The organism is Streptomyces phyllanthi, from assembly GCF_009377205.1.
Classification (GTDB): domain Bacteria; phylum Actinomycetota; class Actinomycetes; order Streptomycetales; family Streptomycetaceae; genus Streptomyces; species Streptomyces phyllanthi.
This window is the reverse complement of the sequence record NZ_VJZE01000141.1, coordinates 1-19214: the sequence shown is the minus strand read 5'-3', so window position 1 is coordinate 19214 and position 19214 is coordinate 1. Positions and strand designations below refer to the sequence as shown.

General features: G+C 70.4%; 19 protein-coding genes. 1 reads left to right on the top strand and 18 read right to left on the bottom strand.

The window, feature by feature from the left end; all coding sequences use genetic code 11:
• The 14 genes from FNH04_RS20790 to pyrR form a co-directional block, all read right to left on the bottom strand.
• A partial coding sequence (locus FNH04_RS20790) for a primosomal protein N' family DNA-binding protein (protein WP_456154875.1) occupies positions 1–303 on the bottom strand: 303 nt, incomplete at its 3' end.
• A gap of 416 nt (positions 304–719) precedes the next feature.
• Positions 720–1943: a methionine adenosyltransferase gene (gene metK, locus FNH04_RS20785; protein WP_322723414.1), complete on the bottom strand. Its 1224-nt coding sequence runs from the start codon at positions 1941–1943 to the stop codon at positions 720–722.
• Between the two features lie 238 nt (positions 1944–2181).
• A complete protein-coding gene (coaBC, locus tag FNH04_RS20780; protein ID WP_322723412.1) occupies positions 2182–3384 on the bottom strand; it encodes a bifunctional phosphopantothenoylcysteine decarboxylase/phosphopantothenate--cysteine ligase CoaBC in 1203 nt (400 codons plus the stop codon).
• 168 nt (positions 3385–3552) lie between these two features.
• Positions 3553–3825, bottom strand: coding sequence for a DNA-directed RNA polymerase subunit omega (gene rpoZ, locus FNH04_RS20775; protein ID WP_003977348.1), 273 nt, complete (start codon positions 3823–3825; stop codon positions 3553–3555).
• Between the two features lie 63 nt (positions 3826–3888).
• Positions 3889–4446 (bottom strand): guanylate kinase, encoded by a 558-nt coding sequence (gene gmk, locus FNH04_RS20770; protein WP_152786411.1) that lies wholly within the window; start codon positions 4444–4446, stop codon positions 3889–3891.
• Positions 4447–4483: 37 nt separating this feature from the next.
• A complete protein-coding gene (locus FNH04_RS20765) occupies positions 4484–4807 on the bottom strand; it encodes an integration host factor (protein ID WP_003977346.1) in 324 nt (107 codons plus the stop codon).
• A 313-nt stretch (positions 4808–5120) separates the two neighbouring features.
• Complete coding sequence (pyrF, locus tag FNH04_RS20760; RefSeq protein ID WP_194236752.1) at positions 5121–5975, bottom strand: orotidine-5'-phosphate decarboxylase; 855 nt, start codon at positions 5973–5975, stop codon at positions 5121–5123.
• Positions 5972–7087: a quinone-dependent dihydroorotate dehydrogenase gene (locus FNH04_RS20755; RefSeq protein ID WP_152786409.1), complete on the bottom strand. Its 1116-nt coding sequence runs from the start codon at positions 7085–7087 to the stop codon at positions 5972–5974. Before FNH04_RS20755 ends, pyrF begins: the two co-directional genes overlap by 4 nt.
• A 54-nt stretch (positions 7088–7141) precedes the next feature.
• Entirely contained in the window at positions 7142–10450 is a 3309-nt protein-coding gene (gene carB / locus FNH04_RS20750; protein WP_322723410.1) for a carbamoyl-phosphate synthase large subunit, read from the bottom strand.
• Positions 10443–11585 carry a glutamine-hydrolyzing carbamoyl-phosphate synthase small subunit gene (gene carA / locus FNH04_RS20745; protein WP_152786407.1) on the bottom strand — a complete coding sequence of 381 codons (1143 nt, stop codon included), beginning with the start codon at positions 11583–11585 and terminating at the stop codon, positions 10443–10445. Before carA ends, carB begins: the two co-directional genes overlap by 8 nt.
• Positions 11582–12151, bottom strand: coding sequence for a PH-like domain-containing protein (locus FNH04_RS20740; protein WP_322723409.1), 570 nt, complete (start codon positions 12149–12151; stop codon positions 11582–11584). Before FNH04_RS20740 ends, carA begins: the two co-directional genes overlap by 4 nt.
• Positions 12148–13434: a dihydroorotase gene (locus FNH04_RS20735; RefSeq protein WP_152786403.1), complete on the bottom strand. Its 1287-nt coding sequence runs from the start codon at positions 13432–13434 to the stop codon at positions 12148–12150. Before FNH04_RS20735 ends, FNH04_RS20740 begins: the two co-directional genes overlap by 4 nt.
• Before the next feature lie 5 nt (positions 13435–13439).
• On the bottom strand, positions 13440–14420 hold the full coding sequence (locus FNH04_RS20730; RefSeq protein WP_152786401.1) for an aspartate carbamoyltransferase catalytic subunit: 981 nt from the start codon (positions 14418–14420) through the stop codon (positions 13440–13442).
• 123 nt (positions 14421–14543) lie between these two features.
• Entirely contained in the window at positions 14544–15116 is a 573-nt protein-coding gene (gene pyrR, locus FNH04_RS20725) for a bifunctional pyr operon transcriptional regulator/uracil phosphoribosyltransferase PyrR (RefSeq protein ID WP_152786399.1), read from the bottom strand.
• Positions 15117–15361: 245 nt separating this feature from the next.
• Between pyrR and bldD the strand changes: the two genes are divergently transcribed.
• Positions 15362–15862, top strand: coding sequence for a transcriptional regulator BldD (gene bldD, locus FNH04_RS20720; protein WP_152786397.1), 501 nt, complete (start codon positions 15362–15364; stop codon positions 15860–15862).
• A gap of 197 nt (positions 15863–16059) precedes the next feature.
• Here bldD and nusB read toward each other — a convergent pair whose 3' ends face one another.
• The 4 genes from nusB to FNH04_RS20700 all read right to left on the bottom strand — a co-directional run.
• On the bottom strand, positions 16060–16488 hold the full coding sequence (gene nusB, locus FNH04_RS20715) for a transcription antitermination factor NusB (RefSeq protein ID WP_322723407.1): 429 nt from the start codon (positions 16486–16488) through the stop codon (positions 16060–16062).
• 2 nt (positions 16489–16490) lie between these two features.
• Positions 16491–17057 carry an elongation factor P gene (gene efp, locus FNH04_RS20710; protein WP_322723405.1) on the bottom strand — a complete coding sequence of 189 codons (567 nt, stop codon included), beginning with the start codon at positions 17055–17057 and terminating at the stop codon, positions 16491–16493.
• Positions 17058–17102: 45 nt separating this feature from the next.
• Positions 17103–18209 (bottom strand): M24 family metallopeptidase, encoded by a 1107-nt coding sequence (locus FNH04_RS20705; RefSeq protein WP_152786395.1) that lies wholly within the window; start codon positions 18207–18209, stop codon positions 17103–17105.
• Positions 18210–18476: 267 nt separating this feature from the next.
• Positions 18477–19214, bottom strand: a 738-nt coding sequence (locus FNH04_RS20700; protein WP_152786393.1) for an AAA family ATPase, incomplete at its 5' end; no start/stop codon positions are given.

Here is a 19214-nt window from a genome sequence, read left to right as displayed (position 1 = left end):
CCGTCCCTCCCGGACGTTCCGCCCTCCGGCCCCGAACCTCACCCGGACCCGCACCCCGGGCTGGGCGTCGGCGTCCAGCTCCTCGGGCACGGCGTAGTCGAAGTACCGGTCGAGATGCAGCACACCCTTGTCCACCAGGACCCGCGCGACGGGCAACTCCTTCGCCAGAGCGGCCCCTCGCCACGTCCGCGGCTTGGCCTTGGGGGCCTTGTTCTTCCGTACGGCCTCCCGGATGAGCGCGAGCTGCTCCGGCCCCGCGCCCTGCGCGCTGCCGCCGTTCCCCTGCCCGTTCTCGCTGCTCACGCCTGCATTCTTACCAAACCGCACTGACAGCGCCGCACGCCCGAGTTCCCGACCGGTGACGGCTCGCCTCTGCCTTCGGCCACCCCGCCCACGGCGGGGACGGGATTCGAACCCGTGAGGGGCTCACGGCCCCGAAGTATCCGTCGCCTTCGCACCGGGCGCCCCGGCGCCGGCACTCCCGAGATCAGTCCGGCAGCGGCACATGCACAGCTGGTTTCACAGCACGCCCAAGAGCGCGCTCCACCGAAGTAGCCGCGGCCTGCGCACCGGGAGAGATCACCAGCGTACGAATCCACTGGCCCCGGCCGCCAGCCAATTCCCACACCCGATCCGGTCGCCCGCGACACGGGACTCCTGACACAGCGAGGCCCGGCGCCCCACCGGGACACCGGGCCTCACGAAGAGCCGTGAAGATCTTACAGCCCAACAGCCTTCCGCAGCGCGTCCACGCGGTCCGTGCGCTCCCACGTGAAGTCGGGGAGTTCCCGGCCGAAGTGGCCGTAGGCGGCCGTCTGGGCGTAGATCGGGCGGAGCAGGTCGAGGTCGCGGATGATCGCGGCAGGGCGGAGGTCGAAGACCTCGTCGATCGCCTTCTCGATCTTCTCGGTGTCGACCTTGGCGGTGCCGAAGGTCTCCACGAACAGACCGACGGGCTCGGCCTTGCCGATGGCGTACGCGACCTGGACCTCGCAGCGGGAGGCCAGGCCTGCGGCGACCACGTTCTTCGCGACCCAGCGCGTCGCGTACGCCGCCGAGCGGTCCACCTTGGACGGGTCCTTGCCGGAGAAGGCGCCGCCGCCGTGGCGGGCCATACCGCCGTACGTGTCAATGATGATCTTGCGGCCGGTCAGGCCCGCGTCACCCATCGGGCCGCCGATCTCGAAGCGGCCGGTCGGGTTGACCAGCAGGCGGTAGCCCTCGGTGTCCAGCTTGATCCCGTCGTCCAGCAGCGCCTTCAGCTCCGGCTCCACCACGAACTCGCGGATGTCGGGGGCGAGGAGCGAGTCCAGGTCGATGTCGCTCGCGTGCTGGGAGGAGACGACGACCGTGTCCAGGCGGACCGCCTTGTCACCGTCGTACTCGATGGTGACCTGCGTCTTGCCGTCCGGACGCAGGTAGGGGATCGTCCCGTTCTTGCGCACCTCGGACAGGCGCTTCGACAGACGGTGCGCCAGGAAGATCGGCAGCGGCATGAGCGTCGGCGTCTCGTCCGTCGCATAGCCGAACATCAGCCCCTGGTCGCCCGCACCCTGCCGGTCCAGCTCGTCAGCCTCTTCCCTTCGGGAGGCGCCCTCGACACGGCTCTCGTACGCCGTGTCCACACCCTGCGCGATGTCCGGGGACTGCGAGCCGATCGACACCGACACACCGCAGGAAGCGCCGTCGAAGCCCTTCTTCGACGAGTCGTAGCCGATCTCGAGGACCTTGTTGCGGACGAGCGTCGCGATGTCCGCGTAGGTCTTGGTCGTGACCTCGCCGGCCACGTGCACCAGGCCGGTCGTGATCAGGGTCTCGACCGCGACCCGGGAGGTCGGGTCCTCGCGCAGAAGCGCGTCGAGAATGGTGTCGCTGATCTGGTCGGCGATCTTGTCGGGGTGGCCCTCGGTCACGGACTCCGAGGTGAACAGGCGACGGGACACAACGCTCCCTGGGGTTGCAGCGGCTGCTGGCTGATCATTGGCGGACGGTTCGGGGGCTGCGCCCGGCGACGTCCGAGAACAGTTTATCGGTCGCGCTCGACCGCGGGCCCACGTGTCTCGCCTCTCGGGAGCGCTGTGACCTGCGGCACCTGCATTCTGCCCACAGCCGATCGCTGTTCGCCAGGGGCGCCACGCGCCAATATGCGGAATTCGGGGGAACCTTGAGGCGGAAGGAACCTCAGGTCAGACGGGCCGCCACAAGGTCCCACACGGTTTCGGCCAGCGCTTCCTTCGGTCCGTACGGCACCGGGGTCTCACTGCCGTCGGCTCCGAGTACCACGGCCTCGTTCTCCTCAGAGCCGAACGTCTTGCGCTCCCCCACCTCGTTCACCACGAGCAGATCGCAGCCCTTGCTCCGGAGCTTGGTACGCCCGTTGGCGAGGACGTCGTCCGTCTCCGCGGCGAAGCCGACGATCACCTGGGCGGGGCGGGGGCGGTCGGCCGATATCTCCGCGAGGATGTCCGGGTTGCGGACCAGGACGATCGGGTCGGGCTCCCGGCCGTCCTTCTTCTTGATCTTCCCGGTGGCGTACACCTCCGGGCGGAAGTCCGCCACCGCGGCCGCCATCACCACGGCGTCCGCGTCCGGGGCGGCCTTGAGGACCGCTTCCCGCAGCTGGACCGCGGTCCCGACCCGAACGACGTCCACGCCCGCCGGGTCGGGCAGCCCGGTGTTGGCGGCGACCAGTGTGACCCGGGCGCCCCGGGCGGCGGCCGTACGGGCCAGGGCGTACCCCTGCTTGCCGGAGGAGCGGTTGCCGAGGAAGCGGACCGGGTCGAGCGGCTCGCGGGTGCCTCCCGCGCTGACGACCACATGGCGGCCCGCCAGATCGGGCTCGGTCACCCCGCGCGCGAGCACCCTGCGACAGACCTCGAAGATCTCGGCGGGGTCGGGCAGCCGCCCCTTGCCGGTGTCCACCCCGGTCAGCCGGCCGACGGCGGGCTCGATGACCACGGCACCGCGGCGGCGCAGCGTCGCCACGTTCTCCCGGGTGGCCGGGTGCTCCCACATCTCGGTGTGCATGGCCGGGGCGAAGACCACCGGGCAGCGGGCGGTGAGCAGTGTGTTCGTGAGCAGGTCGTCGGCCAGTCCGTGGGCCGCCTTCGCGAGGGTGTCGGCGGTGGCCGGGGCCACGACGACGAGGTCGGCCTGCTGGCCGATGCGGACGTGCGGGACCTCGTGGACGTCGTCCCACACCTCGGTGGAGACGGGGTTCCCGGAGAGGGCCGACCAGGTGGCGGCGCCGACGAAGTGCAGCGCGGAGGCGGTGGGGACGACCCGCACGTCATGCCCGGACTCGGTCAGCCGGCGCAGCAGCTCGCACGCCTTGTAGGCGGCGATCCCGCCGCTGACCCCCAGAACGACCTTCGGCTTGCCCACCGGGCCTCCCCGCACTCGACACCGGTACGCCGCGGTTCACCGGCGTACGCGTCCATGCTGCATCACCACCACGTCGCCGCGGGGACCGGCCCCGCACCCCCGAGCACACCACGGGCCCGGCAGTCGCGCTGCCGGGCCCGTGGAGAAGTCAGCCGAAGGCTGGAAACACTACTGCGCCGGGCCCTCGATGGCCTCGGACGTCAGCAGACCCGCGTTGATCTCGCGCAGGGCGATCGAGAGCGGCTTCTCGTGGACGTGGGTGTCGACGAGCGGACCGACGTACTCGAGAAGACCCTCTCCGAGCTGCGAGTAGTACGCGTTGATCTGGCGGGCACGCTTGGCCGCGTAGATCACGAGGCTGTACTTCGAGTCGGTGGCCTCGAGGAGCTCGTCGATCGGCGGGTTGATGATGCCCTCGGGCGCGGAGATGGAAGAGGACACGCTCTACCTTCCGATGGATGGGAAAGATTCAGTGACTGTGATCGTCGACTGTGATCGTCACGATCACACAACGTCCATCAAGGCTAGCAGCTCACGCGCCACGTCCTCGACGGAGGTGTTGACCAGGGTGACGTCGAACTCGGGCTCGGCCGCGAGTTCGACCTTGGCCGCCTCCAGGCGGCGCTCGATCACCTCGGGCGGTTCGGTGCCCCGCCCGGTGAGTCTGCGCACGAGCTCCTCCCAGGAGGGAGGAGCCAGGAACACCAGCTGCGCCTCGGGCATGGACTCCCGGACCTGCCGGGCGCCCTGGAGGTCGATCTCCAGGAGCACGGGCTCACCCGCCTCCAGGCGTTCGATCACCGCGTGCCGCGGGGTCCCGTAGCGATTGCCGGCGAACTCCGCCCACTCGAGCAGCTCGCCGTTGGCGATCAGCTTGTCCATCTCGTCGTCGGTGACGAAGAAGTAGTGGACTCCATGCTGCTCACCGGGGCGGGGCTTGCGGGTCGTCGCCGACACCGAGAGCCAGACCTCGGGGTGTTCCTTGCGCATATGGGCGACGACCGTGCTCTTGCCGACCCCGGAGGGGCCGGAGAGCACGGTCAGCCGCGGACGTTCACTCATGCAGCGATTATTCCAGCAATCCCGGGATGCCCGGGACTCAGGAGCCGGTGCTGCCGAACTCGCGCTCCAGGGAGGCGATCTGGTTGGAACCGAGACCACGCACACGGCGGCTCTCGGAGATGCCGAGTCGCTCCATGATCTGCTTGGCGCGGACCTTGCCCACGCCAGGCAGGGACTCAAGGAGGGCGGAGACCTTCATCTTGCCGATGACGTCGTTCTCCTGGCCCTGCTTGATGACCTCGTGCAGGGAGGCGCCGGAGTGCTTGAGTCGATTCTTGACCTCGGCCCGCTCCCGGCGAGCCGCGGCGGCCTTTTCGAGCGCGGCTGCGCGCTGTTCAGGGGTAAGGGGCGGAAGAGCCACGCCTACGTCACCTCGGATGTCGAACTGTCGGATACGGACCGGTGAGGAACCTAGTCGCCCCACACCTGGGGAGCCACGAGCAACACGCTTGCCCGGTTCTCCCCCACTGCCTTGAGGGGCGCGGGAGGCGCCCCCACTGGTCGGAGACTAGCGGTCAAGTGCGCCGGAGTCAGCGAGAACAGAGGAAAAGTCCTGGTCAGCCTCCCTGGGGTCGGGCATAAGCGGCATAACGCCCCGGATTTGAGACTGTATTCAGACTCAAGCCCGGACTCCAGCCCTCCGAGAGGCCCTTCCGGAGCACTCATCGGATGACTCAGGCGGCCGCCACGGCGGCTCCGATCTCCGCCGCGAAACGCTCCGCGGAGGCGCGCAGCGCGGTGAGGTCCGGCCCGTGGCGCAGGACCCCCCTGCTGACGTTCGGGACCACATGGCGTACGGCCGGCCCGAAGACGCCCGGCAGGTCCGCCGGAGTGGCGCCCTGAGCGCCGATCCCGGGCGCCAGGAGCGGTCCGTTGATCTCCAGGTCGTACGACGAAAGGTCGCCCAGCGTCGCTCCCACGACCGCGCCGAAGGACCCCATGGGCGACTCCCCCGCGTTCTCGGCCGCGAGGTGCGCCAGCACGGCAGCTCCGACGTTCCGGCCCGCCGGATCCTCGGCGCGGACCGCGTGCTGCACCTCGCGGCCCTCCGGGTTGGAGGTCAGCGCCAGCACGAACAGGCCCGCCCCGCTCTCGCGCGCCAGCTCCACGGCCGGCTTCAGGGACCCGTAGCCGAGGTACGGCGACACGGTCAGGGCGTCCGAGAAGAGCGGCGCGTCCTTGTGCAGGAAGGCCTCCGCGTACGCGGCCATGGTCGAGCCGATGTCACCGCGCTTGGCGTCCATCACGACCAGGGCGCCGGCGGCCCGCGCCTCCTCGACCGACTTCTCCAGCACGGCGACGCCGCGCGACCCGAAGCGCTCGAAGAACGCGCTCTGCGGCTTCAGGACGGCCACCCGGCCGGCCAGCGCCTCGATGACGGTGCGGCTGAACCGCTCGAGTCCGGCCACGTCGTCGTTCAGGCCCCAGTCGGCGAGCAGGGACGCGTGCGGGTCGATACCGACGCACAGGGGGCCACGCTCGTCCATGGCCCGGCGCAGGCGCGCGCCGAAGGGTTCCAGACCACTCATGCCGTCTTCCTTGCCTTCCTGACATCGGCGCCGACCGCGTCGGCGAGGGTGGCGTACGGGCTGGTACGGAGGCGTGCGGCGAGGCCCTTGTGGACAGCGCGGCTCCAGAAGGGGCCCTCGTAGACGAAGGCGCTGTAGCCCTGCACCAGGGTGGCGCCGGCCAGGATGCGCTCCCAGGCGTCCTCGGCGTTCTCGATGCCCCCGACCCCCACGAGGGTGATCCGGTCGCCCACACGGGCGTACAGGCGGCGCAGGACGTCGAGGGAGCGCGCCTTCACCGGTGCCCCGGAGAGGCCTCCGGTCTCCTTCACGAGGGCGGGTTCCGATGCCAGCCCCAGCCCCTCGCGCGCGATGGTGGTGTTGGTGGCGATGATGCCGTCCAGGCCCAGCTCCACGGCGAGGTCGGCGACCGCGTCGACGTCCTCGTCGGCGAGGTCGGGGGCGATCTTCACCAGCAGCGGGACCCGGCGGTCGGTGACCGTACGGTCGGCGGCCTCGCGGACGGCGCTCAGGAGGGGGCGCAGCGCCTCCGTGGCCTGGAGGTCGCGCAGTCCGGGAGTGTTGGGCGAGGAGACGTTCACCACGAGGTAGTCGGCGTACGGGGCGAGTCGCTCGGTGGACTTCACGTAGTCCCCGACGGCCTCGCTCTCCGGGACGACCTTGGTCTTGCCGATGTTGACGCCCACGGTGGTCCTGAAGACGGGCTCCCGCGAGGCCAGCCGCGCGGCGACGACCAGGGAGCCCTCGTTGTTGAAGCCCATGCGGTTGATCAGCGCCCGGTCCTTCACCAGCCGGAACAGCCGCTGTTTCGGATTGCCGGGCTGCGGCTCCCCCGTCACCGTGCCGATCTCGACATGGTCGAAGCCGAGCATGGACATGCCGTCGATGGCCACCGCGTTCTTGTCGAAGCCGGCGGCCAGCCCGAACGGCCCGTGCATACGGAGCCCGAAGGCCTCCGTCCGCAGCTCTTTGTGGCGGGGCGCGAGCGCGGCCGCGACGAACGTGCGGAGCACCGGGATACGGACCGCGAGCAGGATCCAGCGGAAGGCGAGGTGGTGCGCCCGCTCAGGATCCATCCGCTTGAAAACCAGACGGAAGAAAAGCTTGTACATCAGTGTGTCCTCACGAAGAGGGGGACACCGTTTCCGGTGTCCCCCTCAGGGCTGCTAGTCGCGGGCCGCGGTCAGGTGTTCCGCGTGTTCCTGGAGTGAACGCACGCCCACGTCACCGTGGTTGAGGGCGTCGATGCCCTGGACGGCCGCGGCGAGTGCCTGGACCGTCGTCAGGCACGGCACGGAGCGTGCCACCGCCGCCGTACGGATGTCGTAGCCGTCGAGGCGGCCGCCGGTGCCGTACGGGGTGTTGACGATGAGGTCGACCTCGCCGTCATGGATGAGCTGGACGATGGTCCGCTCGCCGTTCGGGCCCTCGCCGTCGGAGTGCTTGCGCACCACGGTGGTGTTGATGCCGTTGCGCTTGAGCACCTCGGCGGTGCCGGCCGTGGCGAGCAACTCGAAGCCGTGGGCGACCAGTTCACGCGCCGGGAAGATCACCGAGCGCTTGTCGCGGTTGGCGACCGAGATGAACGCGCGGCCCTTGGTGGGCAGCGGGCCGTACGCGCCGGCCTGCGACTTGGCGTACGCCGTGCCGAAGACCGAGTCGATGCCCATGACCTCGCCCGTGGAGCGCATCTCCGGGCCCAGCACCGTGTCCACTCCGCGCCCGTGGATGTCGCGGAAGCGCGACCACGGCATGACGGCCTCCTTGACGGAGATCGGCGCGTCGAGGGGCAGGGTGCCGCCGTCGCCGTTCGCCGGCAGCAGGCCCTCCGCCCGGAGCTCGGCGATCGTCGCGCCCAGCGATATCCGTGCCGCCGCCTTGGCCAGCGGCACGGCCGTCGCCTTCGAGGTGAAGGGGACGGTGCGCGAGGCACGCGGGTTGGCCTCCAGGACGTACAGGATGTCGCCCGCCATCGCGAACTGGATGTTGATCAGGCCACGGACGCCGACACCCTTGGCGATGGCCTCCGTCGAGGCCCGCAGCCGCTTGATGTCGAAGCCGCCGAGCGTGATCGGGGGCAGGGCGCACGCGGAGTCGCCGGAGTGGATACCGGCCTCCTCGATGTGCTCCATGACGCCGCCCAGGTACAGCTCCTCGCCGTCGTACAGGGCGTCCACGTCGATCTCGATCGCGTCGTCGAGGAACCGGTCGACCAGGACGGGCCGGGACGGGCTGATCTCGGTCGACTCGGCGATGTACGCCTCCAGGCGCACCTCGTCGTACACGATCTCCATGCCGCGCCCGCCGAGCACGTACGACGGCCGGACGAGGACCGGGTAGCCGATCTCGTCGGCGATGGCCTTGGCGCCCGCGAAGGTCGTCGCCGTGCCGTGCTTCGGCGCCGGGAGTCCCGCCTCGGCCAGCACCTGCCCGAAGGCTCCGCGGTCCTCGGCGGCGTGGATGGCCTCCGGGGAAGTGCCCACGACGGGCACGCCGTTGTCCTTGAGCGCCTGCGACAGGCCCAGCGGGGTCTGGCCGCCGAGCTGGACGACGACGCCCGCGATCGGGCCGGCCAGCGACTCGGCGTGGACGATCTCCAGCACGTCCTCCAGGGTGAGCGGCTCGAAGTACAGCCGGTCGGAGGTGTCGTAGTCCGTGGAGACGGTCTCCGGGTTGCAGTTGACCATCACGGTCTCGTAGCCCGCGTCGCTCAGCGCGAAGGAGGCGTGGACGCAGGAGTAGTCGAACTCGATGCCCTGGCCGATGCGGTTCGGGCCGGAGCCCAGGATGATGACGGCCGGCTTCTCGCGGGACGCGACCTCCGTCTCCTCGTCGTACGAGGAGTAGAAGTACGGCGTCCTCGCGGCGAACTCGGCGGCGCAGGTGTCGACGGTCTTGTACACCGGGCGCACGCCCAGCGCGTGCCGGACCTCGCGCACGACGTCCTCGCGCAGTCCGCGGATCTCGCCGATCTGCTGGTCGGAGAAGCCGTGCCGCTTGGCCTCGGCGAGCAGTTCGACATCAAGACGCTCGGCGGCGGCCAGCTCGTCCGCGATCTCCTTGATCAGGAAGAGCTGGTCGACGAACCACGGGTCGATCTTCGTGGCCTCGAAGACCTCCTCGGGCGTGGCGCCCGCGCGGATGGCCTGCATGACGGAGTTGATCCGGCCGTCGGTGGGCCGTACGGCCTCCCTCAGCAGCTCCGCCTTGTCGCCGGGCTCGCCGACGAACGTGAACTGGCTGCCCTTCTTCTCCAGCGACCGCAGCGCCTTCTGCAGCGCCTCGGTGAAGTTGCGGCCGATGGCCATGGCCTCGCCGACCGACTTCATGGTGGTGGTCAGCGTGGAGTCGGCCTGCGGGAACTTCTCGAAGGCGAACCGCGGGGCCTTCACGACCACGTAGTCGAGCGTCGGCTCGAAGGAGGCCGGGGTCTGCTCGGTGATGTCGTTCGGGATCTCGTCGAGCGTGTAGCCGACGGCGAGCTTGGCCGCGATCTTGGCGATCGGGAAGCCGGTCGCCTTGGAGGCGAGGGCCGAGGACCGGGACACGCGCGGGTTCATCTCGATGACGATGACGCGGCCGTCGTCCGGGTTCACGGCGAACTGGATGTTGCAGCCGCCGGTGTCGACGCCGACCTCGCGGATGACCGCGATGCCGATGTCCCGCAGGATCTGGTACTCGCGGTCGGTGAGCGTCATCGCGGGCGCGACCGTGATCGAGTCACCGGTGTGGACGCCCATGGGGTCGAAGTTCTCGATGGAGCAGACGACCACGACGTTGTCGTGCTTGTCGCGCATCAGCTCCAGCTCGTACTCCTTCCAGCCGAGGATGGACTCCTCCAGGAGCACCTCGGTGGTCGGGGAGAGCGTGAGACCCGTGCCCGCGATGCGGCGGAGCTCCTCCTCGTCGTGCGCGAAGCCTGAACCGGCGCCGCCCATGGTGAAGGAGGGGCGGACGACGACGGGGTAGCCGCCGAGCGTCTCGACGCCGTTCAGCACGTCGTCCATGGAGTGGCAGATGACCGAGCGGGCGGACTCGCCGTGCCCGATCTTGGCGCGGACGGCCTCCACGACCTCCTTGAAGAGGTCGCGGTCCTCACCCTTGTTGATGGCCTCGACATTGGCGCCGATCAGCTCGACGCCGTACTTCTCCAGCGTGCCCGCCTCGTGCAGCGAGATCGCCGTGTTGAGGGCCGTCTGGCCGCCCAGGGTGGGCAGCAGCGCGTCCGGCCGCTCCTTGGCGATGATCTTCTCGACGAACTCCGGGGTGATCGGCTCGACGTACGTGGCGTCGGCGATCTCCGGGTCGGTCATGATCGTCGCCGGGTTGGAGTTGACGAGGACGACCCTGAGGCCCTCGGCCTTCAGGACGCGGCACGCCTGGGTGCCGGAGTAGTCGAACTCGGCGGCCTGGCCGATGACGATCGGGCCGGAGCCGATGACCAGGACGGACTGGATATCGGTGCGCTTAGGCACGCTGGCCCTCCATCAGGGATACGAAGCGGTCGAACAGGTAGGCGGCGTCGTGCGGACCCGCTGCCGCTTCGGGGTGGTACTGGACGCTGAAGGCCGGCTTGTCGAGGAGCTGGAGACCCTCCACGACGTTGTCGTTGAGGCAGACGTGGGAGACCTCGGCGCGGCCGTAGGGGGTGTCGGAGACCTTGTCGAGCGGGGCGTCGACGGCGAAGCCGTGGTTGTGCGCGGTGACCTCGACCTTCCCGGTCGTACGGTCCTGCACCGGCTGGTTGATACCGCGGTGGCCGTACTTCAGCTTGTACGTCCCGAAGCCGAGCGCGCGTCCCAGGATCTGGTTGCCGAAGCAGATACCGAAGAGCGGGGTGCCGCGCTCCAGGACCGCCTGCATCACGGAGACCGGGTGGTCGGCGGTGGCCGGGTCGCCCGGGCCGTTGGAGAAGAACACGCCGTCCGGGTTCACGGCGAACACTTCCTCGGCGGTCGCCGTCGCCGGGAGCACGTGCACCTCGATGCCGCGCTCGGCCATGCGGTGCGGGGTCATGCCCTTGATGCCGAGGTCGACCGCGGCGACGGTGAACTTCTTCTCGCCGATCGCCGGGACGACGTACGTCTTCTTGGTGGCGACCTCGGCGGACAGGTCGGCGCCCTTCATCTCGGGGGCCTGGCGCACCTCGGCGAGCATGGTGTCCTCGTCCGGCAGCGCGCTGCCGGAGAAGATGCCGACGCGCATGGCGCCGCGCTCGCGCAGGTGGCGGGTGAGCGCACGGGTGTCGATGCCGCTGATGCCGACGACGCCCTGGGTGCGGAGCTCCTCGTCGAGCGAGCGCCGGGCGCGCCAGTTGGACGGCACGCGCGCGGGGTCGCGTACGACGTATCCGGCGACCCAGATCCGCTTCGACTCGGGGTCCTCGTCGTTGACGCCGGTGTTGCCGACGTGCGGGGCGGTCATCACGACGACCTGGCGGTGGTACGACGGGTCGGTGAGGGTCTCCTGGTAGCCGGTCATACCGGTGGAGAACACGGCCTCGCCGAAGGTCACCCCCACGGCCCCGTAAGCCCGGCCGCGGAAGACCCGGCCGTCCTCCAGGACGAGTACGGCGGGAGCCTTCGCGGTTCCCTTGGTGGAGGTCGTCATCGTTCGGCGCCTTCCGTGGTGGTGGTCATGTTCATGGAGTTGATGGCTTCGACCCACTCGTTGTGCTCGGCCGCGTGGTCGGAGCGGAACCCGGAGTCGATCAGCCGGTCGCCGTGCGCCCAGGTGACGACGAGCAGGCCGCCCTCGGTGAGGACCTTGCCGGCGATGCCCTTGTCGAGGCGGGCCTCGCGCAGCGCGGCGGCCGGGACGAAGAAGTCGGCCGCTCCGGGGCGTACGACGTCCAGGCCCGCGTCCGTCAGGGTGAGCTCGGCCCGGCTGCGGGTGCCCAGGCCGTGGGCGACGATGCGGTCCAGCCACTGCCCGGCGGTGGTGGAGCCGTGGTAGCGGCCGCTCATCGTCAGCCTGGCCTCACCCGGGTCCTCCGGCGTGGTGTGCAGCTCGGGCAGGTCGCCCTGGAGCGTGCCGCGCCACTTCCAGCCCTCACGCATCAGCCAGTAGACGAGGGCGACGAAGAGGGCGAGTCCGACCACCCAGCCGACACGGGCGGCCCAGTCGGTCACTTCGGCCGACTTCTGTTCGGCGGCAATCGAGATGAGTGGTGTCACGTGAGCTTCCCGTCGACGAGCGTGGCCTTGCCCCGGAGCCATGTGTGCGTGACACGGCCCGGCAGCTCGCGGCCCTCGTACGGGGTGTTGCGGCTGCGCGAGGCGAAGCCCGCGGGGTCCACGGACCCACGGTATGCCGTGTCGACGAGCGTGAGGTTGGCGGGCTCACCTGCCGAGACGGGACGGCCGTGGCCCGCGGCCCGGCCGATCTTCGCGGGCTTGGACGACATACGGTCCGCGACGCCCGCCCAGTCGAGCAACCCGGTCTCGACCATCGTCTCCTGGACCACCGACAGGGCGGTCTCCAGGCCGACCATGCCCATGGCGGCCGCGGCCCACTCGCAGTCCTTGTCCTCGTGGGGGTGCGGGGCGTGGTCGGTGGCGACGATGTCGATCGTGCCGTCGGCGAGCGCCTCGCGCAGGGCCAGCACGTCGCGCTCGGTGCGCAGCGGCGGGTTGACCTTGTAGACCGGGTTGTACGTCCGCACCAGCTCGTCGGTGAGGAGCAGGTGGTGCGGGGTGACCTCGGCGGTGACGTCGATGCCGCGGGACTTGGCCCAGCGCACGATCTCGACGGACCCGGCGGTCGACAGGTGGCAGATGTGCACGCGCGAGCCGACGTGCTCGGCGAGCAGGACGTCCCTGGCGATGATCGACTCCTCGGCGACCGCCGGCCAGCCGCCCAGCCCCAGCTCCGCCGAGACGACACCCTCGTTCATCTGGGCGCCCTCGGTCAGCCGCGGCTCCTGCGCGTGCTGGGCGACGACACCGCCGAAGGCCTTCACGTACTCCAGGGCCCGGCGCATGATCACGGCGTCGTCCACGCACTTGCCGTCGTCGGAGAAGACGGTGACCCCCGCCGCCGACTCGTGCATGGCGCCCAGCTCGGCGAGCTTCCTGCCCTCCAGGCCGACGGTGACGGCGCCGACGGGCTGGACGTCGCAGTAGCCGTGCTCCCGGCCCAGTCGCCAGACCTGCTCGACGACACCGGCGGTGTCGGCCACCGGGAAGGTGTTGGCCATGGCGAACACGGCCGTGTAGCCGCCGCTCGCCGCCGCCCGCGTACCGGTGAGCACGGTCTCGGAGTCCTCGCGCCCCGGCTCGCGCAGATGGGTGTGCAGGTCGACAAGGCCCGGCAGCAGCACCTTGCCCCCGGCCTCGACGACCTCCGCGCCCTCGGCGGACAGTCCGGCACCCACCTCGGCGATGGTCTGGCCGTCGATCAGCACGTCCTGCGGCTCGCCGCCCAGCACCTTCGCACCACGGATCAGGATCTTGCTCATCGGTGTTACTTCTCCTCGGTGTTGCGGGGGTGGGAGACGGCGGGCTCGTTGCCGCCGAGCAGCAGGTAGAGGACGGCCATGCGGATGGACACGCCGTTGGCGACCTGCTCGATGGCGGTGCAGCGCTCGGAGTCGGCGACCTCGGCGGTGATCTCCATACCGCGCACCATGGGGCCGGGGTGCATCACGATGGCGTGCTCGGGCATCCTCGCCATACGGTCCCCGTCGAGGCCGTAGCGCCGTGAGTACTCGCGCTCGGTGGGGAAGAACGCGGCGTTCATCCGCTCGCGCTGGACGCGCAGCATCATCACCGCGTCGGACTTGGGCAGGGTCGAGTCGAGGTCGTAGGACACCTCGCAGGGCCAGGTCTCGACACCGACGGGCAGCAGGGTGGGCGGGGCGACGAGGGTGACCTCGGCGCCGAGGGTGTGCAGCAGGTCGACGTTGGAGCGGGCGACGCGGCCGTGCAGGATGTCGCCGACGATCGTGATCCGCTTGCCGTCGAGGTCCTGGCCGAGGCCCGCGTCCCGGCCGACGAGCCGGCGGCGCATGGTGAAGGCGTCGAGCAGGGCCTGGGTGGGGTGCTGGTGGGTGCCGTCGCCCGCGTTGATCACGGCGGCGTCGATCCAGCCGGAGTTGGCCAGCCGGTACGGGGCTCCGGAGGCGCCGTGCCGGATGACGACGGCGTCGACACCCATGGCTTCGAGGGTCTGCGCGGTGTCCTTGAGCGACTCGCCCTTCGACACCGACGACCCCTTGGCGGAGAAGTTGATGACGTCGGCGGAGAGGCGCTTCTCGGCGGCCTCGAAGGAGATCCGGGTGCGGGTGGAGTCCTCGAAGAAGAGGTTGACGATCGTACGGCCGCGCAGGGTCGGCAGTTTCTTGATCGGCCGGTCCGCGACCCGGGCCATCTCCTCGGCGGTGTCGAGGATCAGGACGGCGTCGTCACGGGTGAGGTCGGCGGCCGAGATGAGATGGCGCTGCATCTGTCAGGCTCCGTAAGGCAGTTCAGGTCGGGAGGCAGGGCCACGCTGGAAGGGCGCGGCCGGGCAGGCGGGCGCGCGGACGGCGCACTGCGCAGGCGTACGGCAGTGCCGTACGCCGGAGTGCTAGTGCTGGGCGCCCGTCGCGGTCCGCTTCGCACCGAGCAGGACGGTGTCCCGGCCGTCCTCCTCGGCGAGCTGGACCTTGACCGTCTCCCGCAGCGACGTGGGCAGGTTCTTGCCGACGTAGTCGGCGCGGATGGGCAGTTCGCGGTGGCCGCGGTCGACGAGGACCGCGAGCTGCACGGCGCGCGGGCGCCCGATGTCGCTCAGCGCGTCGAGGGCGGCGCGGATGGTGCGCCCGGAGAAGAGCACGTCGTCGACGAGGACGACGAGGCGGCCGTCGACACCGTCACCGGGGATCTCGGTGCGGGCCAGCGCACGCGGCGGCTGCAGGCGCAGGTCGTCGCGGTACATCGTGATGTCGAGCGAGCCGACCGGGATCTTGCGGTCGGTGATCTCCTCCAGCTTGGCGGCGAGCCGCTGGGCGAGGAAGACGCCTCTGGTCGGAATACCGAGGAGCACCACGTCGTCGGCGCCCTTGGCGCGCTCGACGATCTCGTGGGCGATGCGGGTCAGTACCCGCGCGATGTCGGGGCCCTCGAGCACGGGCCTCGCATCGGACGCTTGTGTGTCCATACGAAACGGACCTCCTTCTCCGTCTCACGGGACGGACCTTAAAGGACGTCGGAATTGCGCCATCAACGGTAGCAGGTCTCGACAACGGCCCTGATCACACCCCTGGAGTAACCGAGGGGCGTTTACCACCGAAGAGTCGGTCCGGACCATTCGGCTTGACGGGGGAGAGTAACGCTGCGTAACCTCACAGTGAGTCACCAGCCGTGCGGCACCACCCGCACGTCGACACAGCGTCCGGGAGCTATATGTCCAGCGAATACGCCAAACAGCTCGGGGCCAAGCTCCGGGCCATCCGCACCCAGCAGGGCCTTTCCCTCCACGGTGTCGAGGAGAAGTCCCAGGGACGCTGGAAGGCGGTCGTGGTCGGTTCGTACGAGCGCGGCGACCGCGCCGTCACCGTGCAGCGCCTCGCCGAACTGGCGGATTTCTACGGGGTTCCGGTACAGGAGCTGCTGCCGGGCACCACTCCCGGTGGCGCCGCCGAGCCGCCGCCGAAGCTCGTCCTGGACCTGGAGCGCCTGGCCCATGTGCCGGCCGAGAAGGCCGGTCCCCTACAGAGGTACGCGGCGACGATCCAGTCCCAGCGCGGTGACTACAACGGCAAGGTGCTGTCGATCCGCCAGGACGACCTGCGCACACTCGCCGTCATCTACGACCAGTCCCCCTCGGTCCTCACCGAGCAGCTGATCAGCTGGGGCGTCCTCGACGCGGACGCGCGCCGCGCGGTCTCGCACGACGAGAGCTGAGAGCCCCGGGCTCCCAGCAGAAACGTGCCGCCGGGGTGGCCGGAACCAAAAGGTTCCGGCCACCCCGGCGGTTTTCGTGCGGGGCGCTGTGTGCCCCCTGAGGGGCGCGGGGCTGTGACGGCATGCGGCTCCGCCGCGTGGGCGCGATCAGCCGCAGAAGACCCGCGGCCGACCACGCGCCGAGCCCCCACGGCGCTCTACTCGCGGCGCAACGACGGCTTGAGATCCTTGAGGCGCCCCAGCAGACCGTTCACGAACGCGGGAGACTCATCCGTCGAGAACTCCTTCGCCAGCTGCACCATCTCGTCCAGCACGACGGCATCCGGAGTCTCGTCGACCCAGATCAGTTCGTACGCGCCGAGACGCAGGATGTTACGGTCCACGACCGGCATCCTGTCGAGCGTCCAGCCGACCGCGTACTGCGCGATCAGCTCGTCGATCCGGGCCACGCGCTTCGCGTACCCCTCGACCAGCTGCATCGTGTACTCGCTCACCGGCGGCTGCCGGGTGTCGGTCCGGGAATGCCGGATCCAGTCCGCGAGGACCGTCAGGACGTCGGCCCCGCGCTGGTCGCCCTCGAAGAGGATCTGGAAGGCACGCTTACGGGCCGTGTTACGGGCAGCCACGGTTAGCTGTTCACCCGGCCGAGGTAGTCGCTCGTGCGGGTGTCGACCTTGATCTTCTCGCCGGTCGTGATGAAGAGCGGAACCTGGATCTGGTGGCCGGTCTCCAGGGTGGCGGGCTTGGTGCCACCGGTGGAGCGGTCGCCCTGGACGCCCGGCTCGGTCTCCTGGATGACGAGCTCGACGGCGGCGGGCAGCTCGACGAAGAGCACCTCGCCCTCGTGCTGCGCGACGGTGGCGGTGAAGCCCTCGATCAGGAAGTTGGCGGCGTCGCCGACGGCCTTGCGGTCGACCATGAGCTGGTCGTAGGTCTCCATGTCCATGAAGACGAAGTACTCGCCGTCCATGTACGAGAACTGCATGTCGCGCTTGTCGACAGTGGCCGTTTCGACCTTGACGCCGGCGTTGAAGGTCTTGTCGACGACCTTGCCGGAGAGCACGTTCTTGAGCTTGGTGCGCACGAAGGCCGGGCCCTTGCCGGGCTTGACGTGCTGGAACTCGACGACGGACCAGAGCTGGCCAGCGTCGAGCTTGAGCACCATGCCGTTCTTGAGGTCGTTCGTGGAAGCCACGGTTGCGGAATCTCCTGGACTGACGTGACGACCAGGGGACACGCGCTAGAGCGCGAGCAGCTCCTTGGTCGTGATGGTGAGTAGCTCGGGTCCGCCGTCCGCCTCGGGGCGGACGACGAGCGTGTCATCGATCCGGACGCCGCCCCGGCCCGGGAGGTGGACCCCGGGTTCGACGGTGACCGGCACGCAAGCGTCCAGTTTACCCATGGCCGCGGGAGCCAACTGCGGGTCCTCGTCGATTTCGAGTCCGATCCCGTGCCCCATCAGCGGCGGCAGGCCTTCCGTATAGCCGGCCGAGTCCAGCATCTGGCGGCCCGCGCGGTCCACGTCGCGGTAGGCCGTGCCCGGCAGCAGTGCCTGGCGTCCCGCCCGCTGAGCGGCGAAGACCAGGTCGTACAGCTCGATCTGCCAGTCGGCGGGAGACGTGCCGATGACGAAGGTGCGGCCGATCTCGCAGCGGTAGCCGCGGTACGTCGCGCCGAGGCAGACGGAGAGGAAGTCGCCCTCCTCGACCCGGCGGTCGGTGGGGTGATGGCCGCGGCGGCCGGCGTTGGGGCCGGTGGCGACGGAGGTCGCGAAGGCCGGGCCGTCGGCGCCGTGGTCGATGAGACGGCGCTCCAGTTCCAGGGCGAGATGGCGCTCGGTGCGGCCGACGAGGATCGACTCCAGCAGCTCGCCCAGCGCCTGGTCGGCGATCTCCGCGCCGACCCGCATGCAGGAGATCTCCTCCTCGTCCTTGACGAGGCGCAGCTGCTCGACGGAACGGTCCAGATCGGCGAGGAGCAGCCGGGGCGCCACCGAGCGGATGGCCCGGTGGCGGGCGACGGTGAGGTGGTGCTCCTCGACCGCGAGGGAGTCGGCGCCCTGGGCCGCGGCGAGGTCGGCGGCGGCCACCGCGGTGTCGCCGCCCGCGCCCGGCAGCGGGTGCACCCGCAGGGCCTCGTCGAGGTGGGCCTCGGCGTCACGCCCGGTGAGTGGGGCACCGCACAGCAGCAGGTCCTCCTCCCGGCCCAGCAGCAGAACGGCGTCCCGCGGTGCCACCCCCGCGAGATACCGCACGTTGACCCGGCGGCTGACGAGCGCGCTCGCACTGCCGGCCGCGTAGCAGCGCTCCCGTAGCCGGGCCCGGCGGGCCGCGTACACCTCTGACATGTGCCGAGCCTATGAGCGGTCGGCGGATCCTGCCGGTTCAGTGGGGCCGGTCGGGGGTGGCCTTGCGCCCCGCTCAGGGCGGGTGCGGGGTCGGGGCCACCCGTGACGGTGTCCCGACGCGGCTTCCTCCTGGGGCCGCGCCCCCGGGCCCCCGGGTCGGGGCGGCCCCGCGATGCCGTCCGGGGGCTGCGGGTTGTTCTGGACCGGTCACGCAGTTCCCCTCGCCCCTTCGGGGCCTACGGCCCCCAGACGGCGTCTACGCGCCTTCTACCACTGCGGCGGGCTCGCGATGGAGCGGGACAGTACGTCGTCCAGGAGGCGTGCCGTGGACGGTACGTCCAGCTGGGAGTTGTCGATGATCGGGAGGCCTGAGCCGTACCAGCCGGCCATACGGCCGTGGATGCGGGCGACCTCCTCGTCGGTGAGGCGGCGGTTGCCCGTGCGCTCGGCGTTGCGCTCCAGGACAATCTCCAGGCCGGGCAGCAGCACGACCGGCAGCAGCCCGGGCCCGACATGCCGCTTCCAGCCGCCGAGGCCGACGACCGGGCGGTCCGGAAAGACGGCGTCGTCGAGGATGCAGGAGATGCCGTTGGCCAGGAAGTTGCGGGCGGCGAAGCCGCAGGTGCGGCGGGCGAGACGGTACTGCGCCTCCGAGCTGTCGTTCCACCCCGACTGCGGGTCGGCGAAGCCCGAGCGGACCCATTCGCGTACGTCGTCGAGGCTGATGTGGGCCGTGGGCACCCGGCGGTGGTCCGCCCAGTACTTGGCGACGCTCGTCTTGCCCGCGCCCGCCGGGCCGATGAGCAGGACCGCGAGCGTGGTGGTCGTCGTGTCGTACGTGCCCGCGGCGGGCGGAGCGCTCGGCATGCCGACGGTGTCGCCGGGGGGAAGTGGCACGTGTCCGGTCGTGTCCCGCGGCGGCGGCGGGGCATGGTGCGGGACCTGCGGGGCTCCGGGCGGGACCGGTGCTCCGGGCGGGGCCGGCGCCCCGGTGAACCCCGGGGC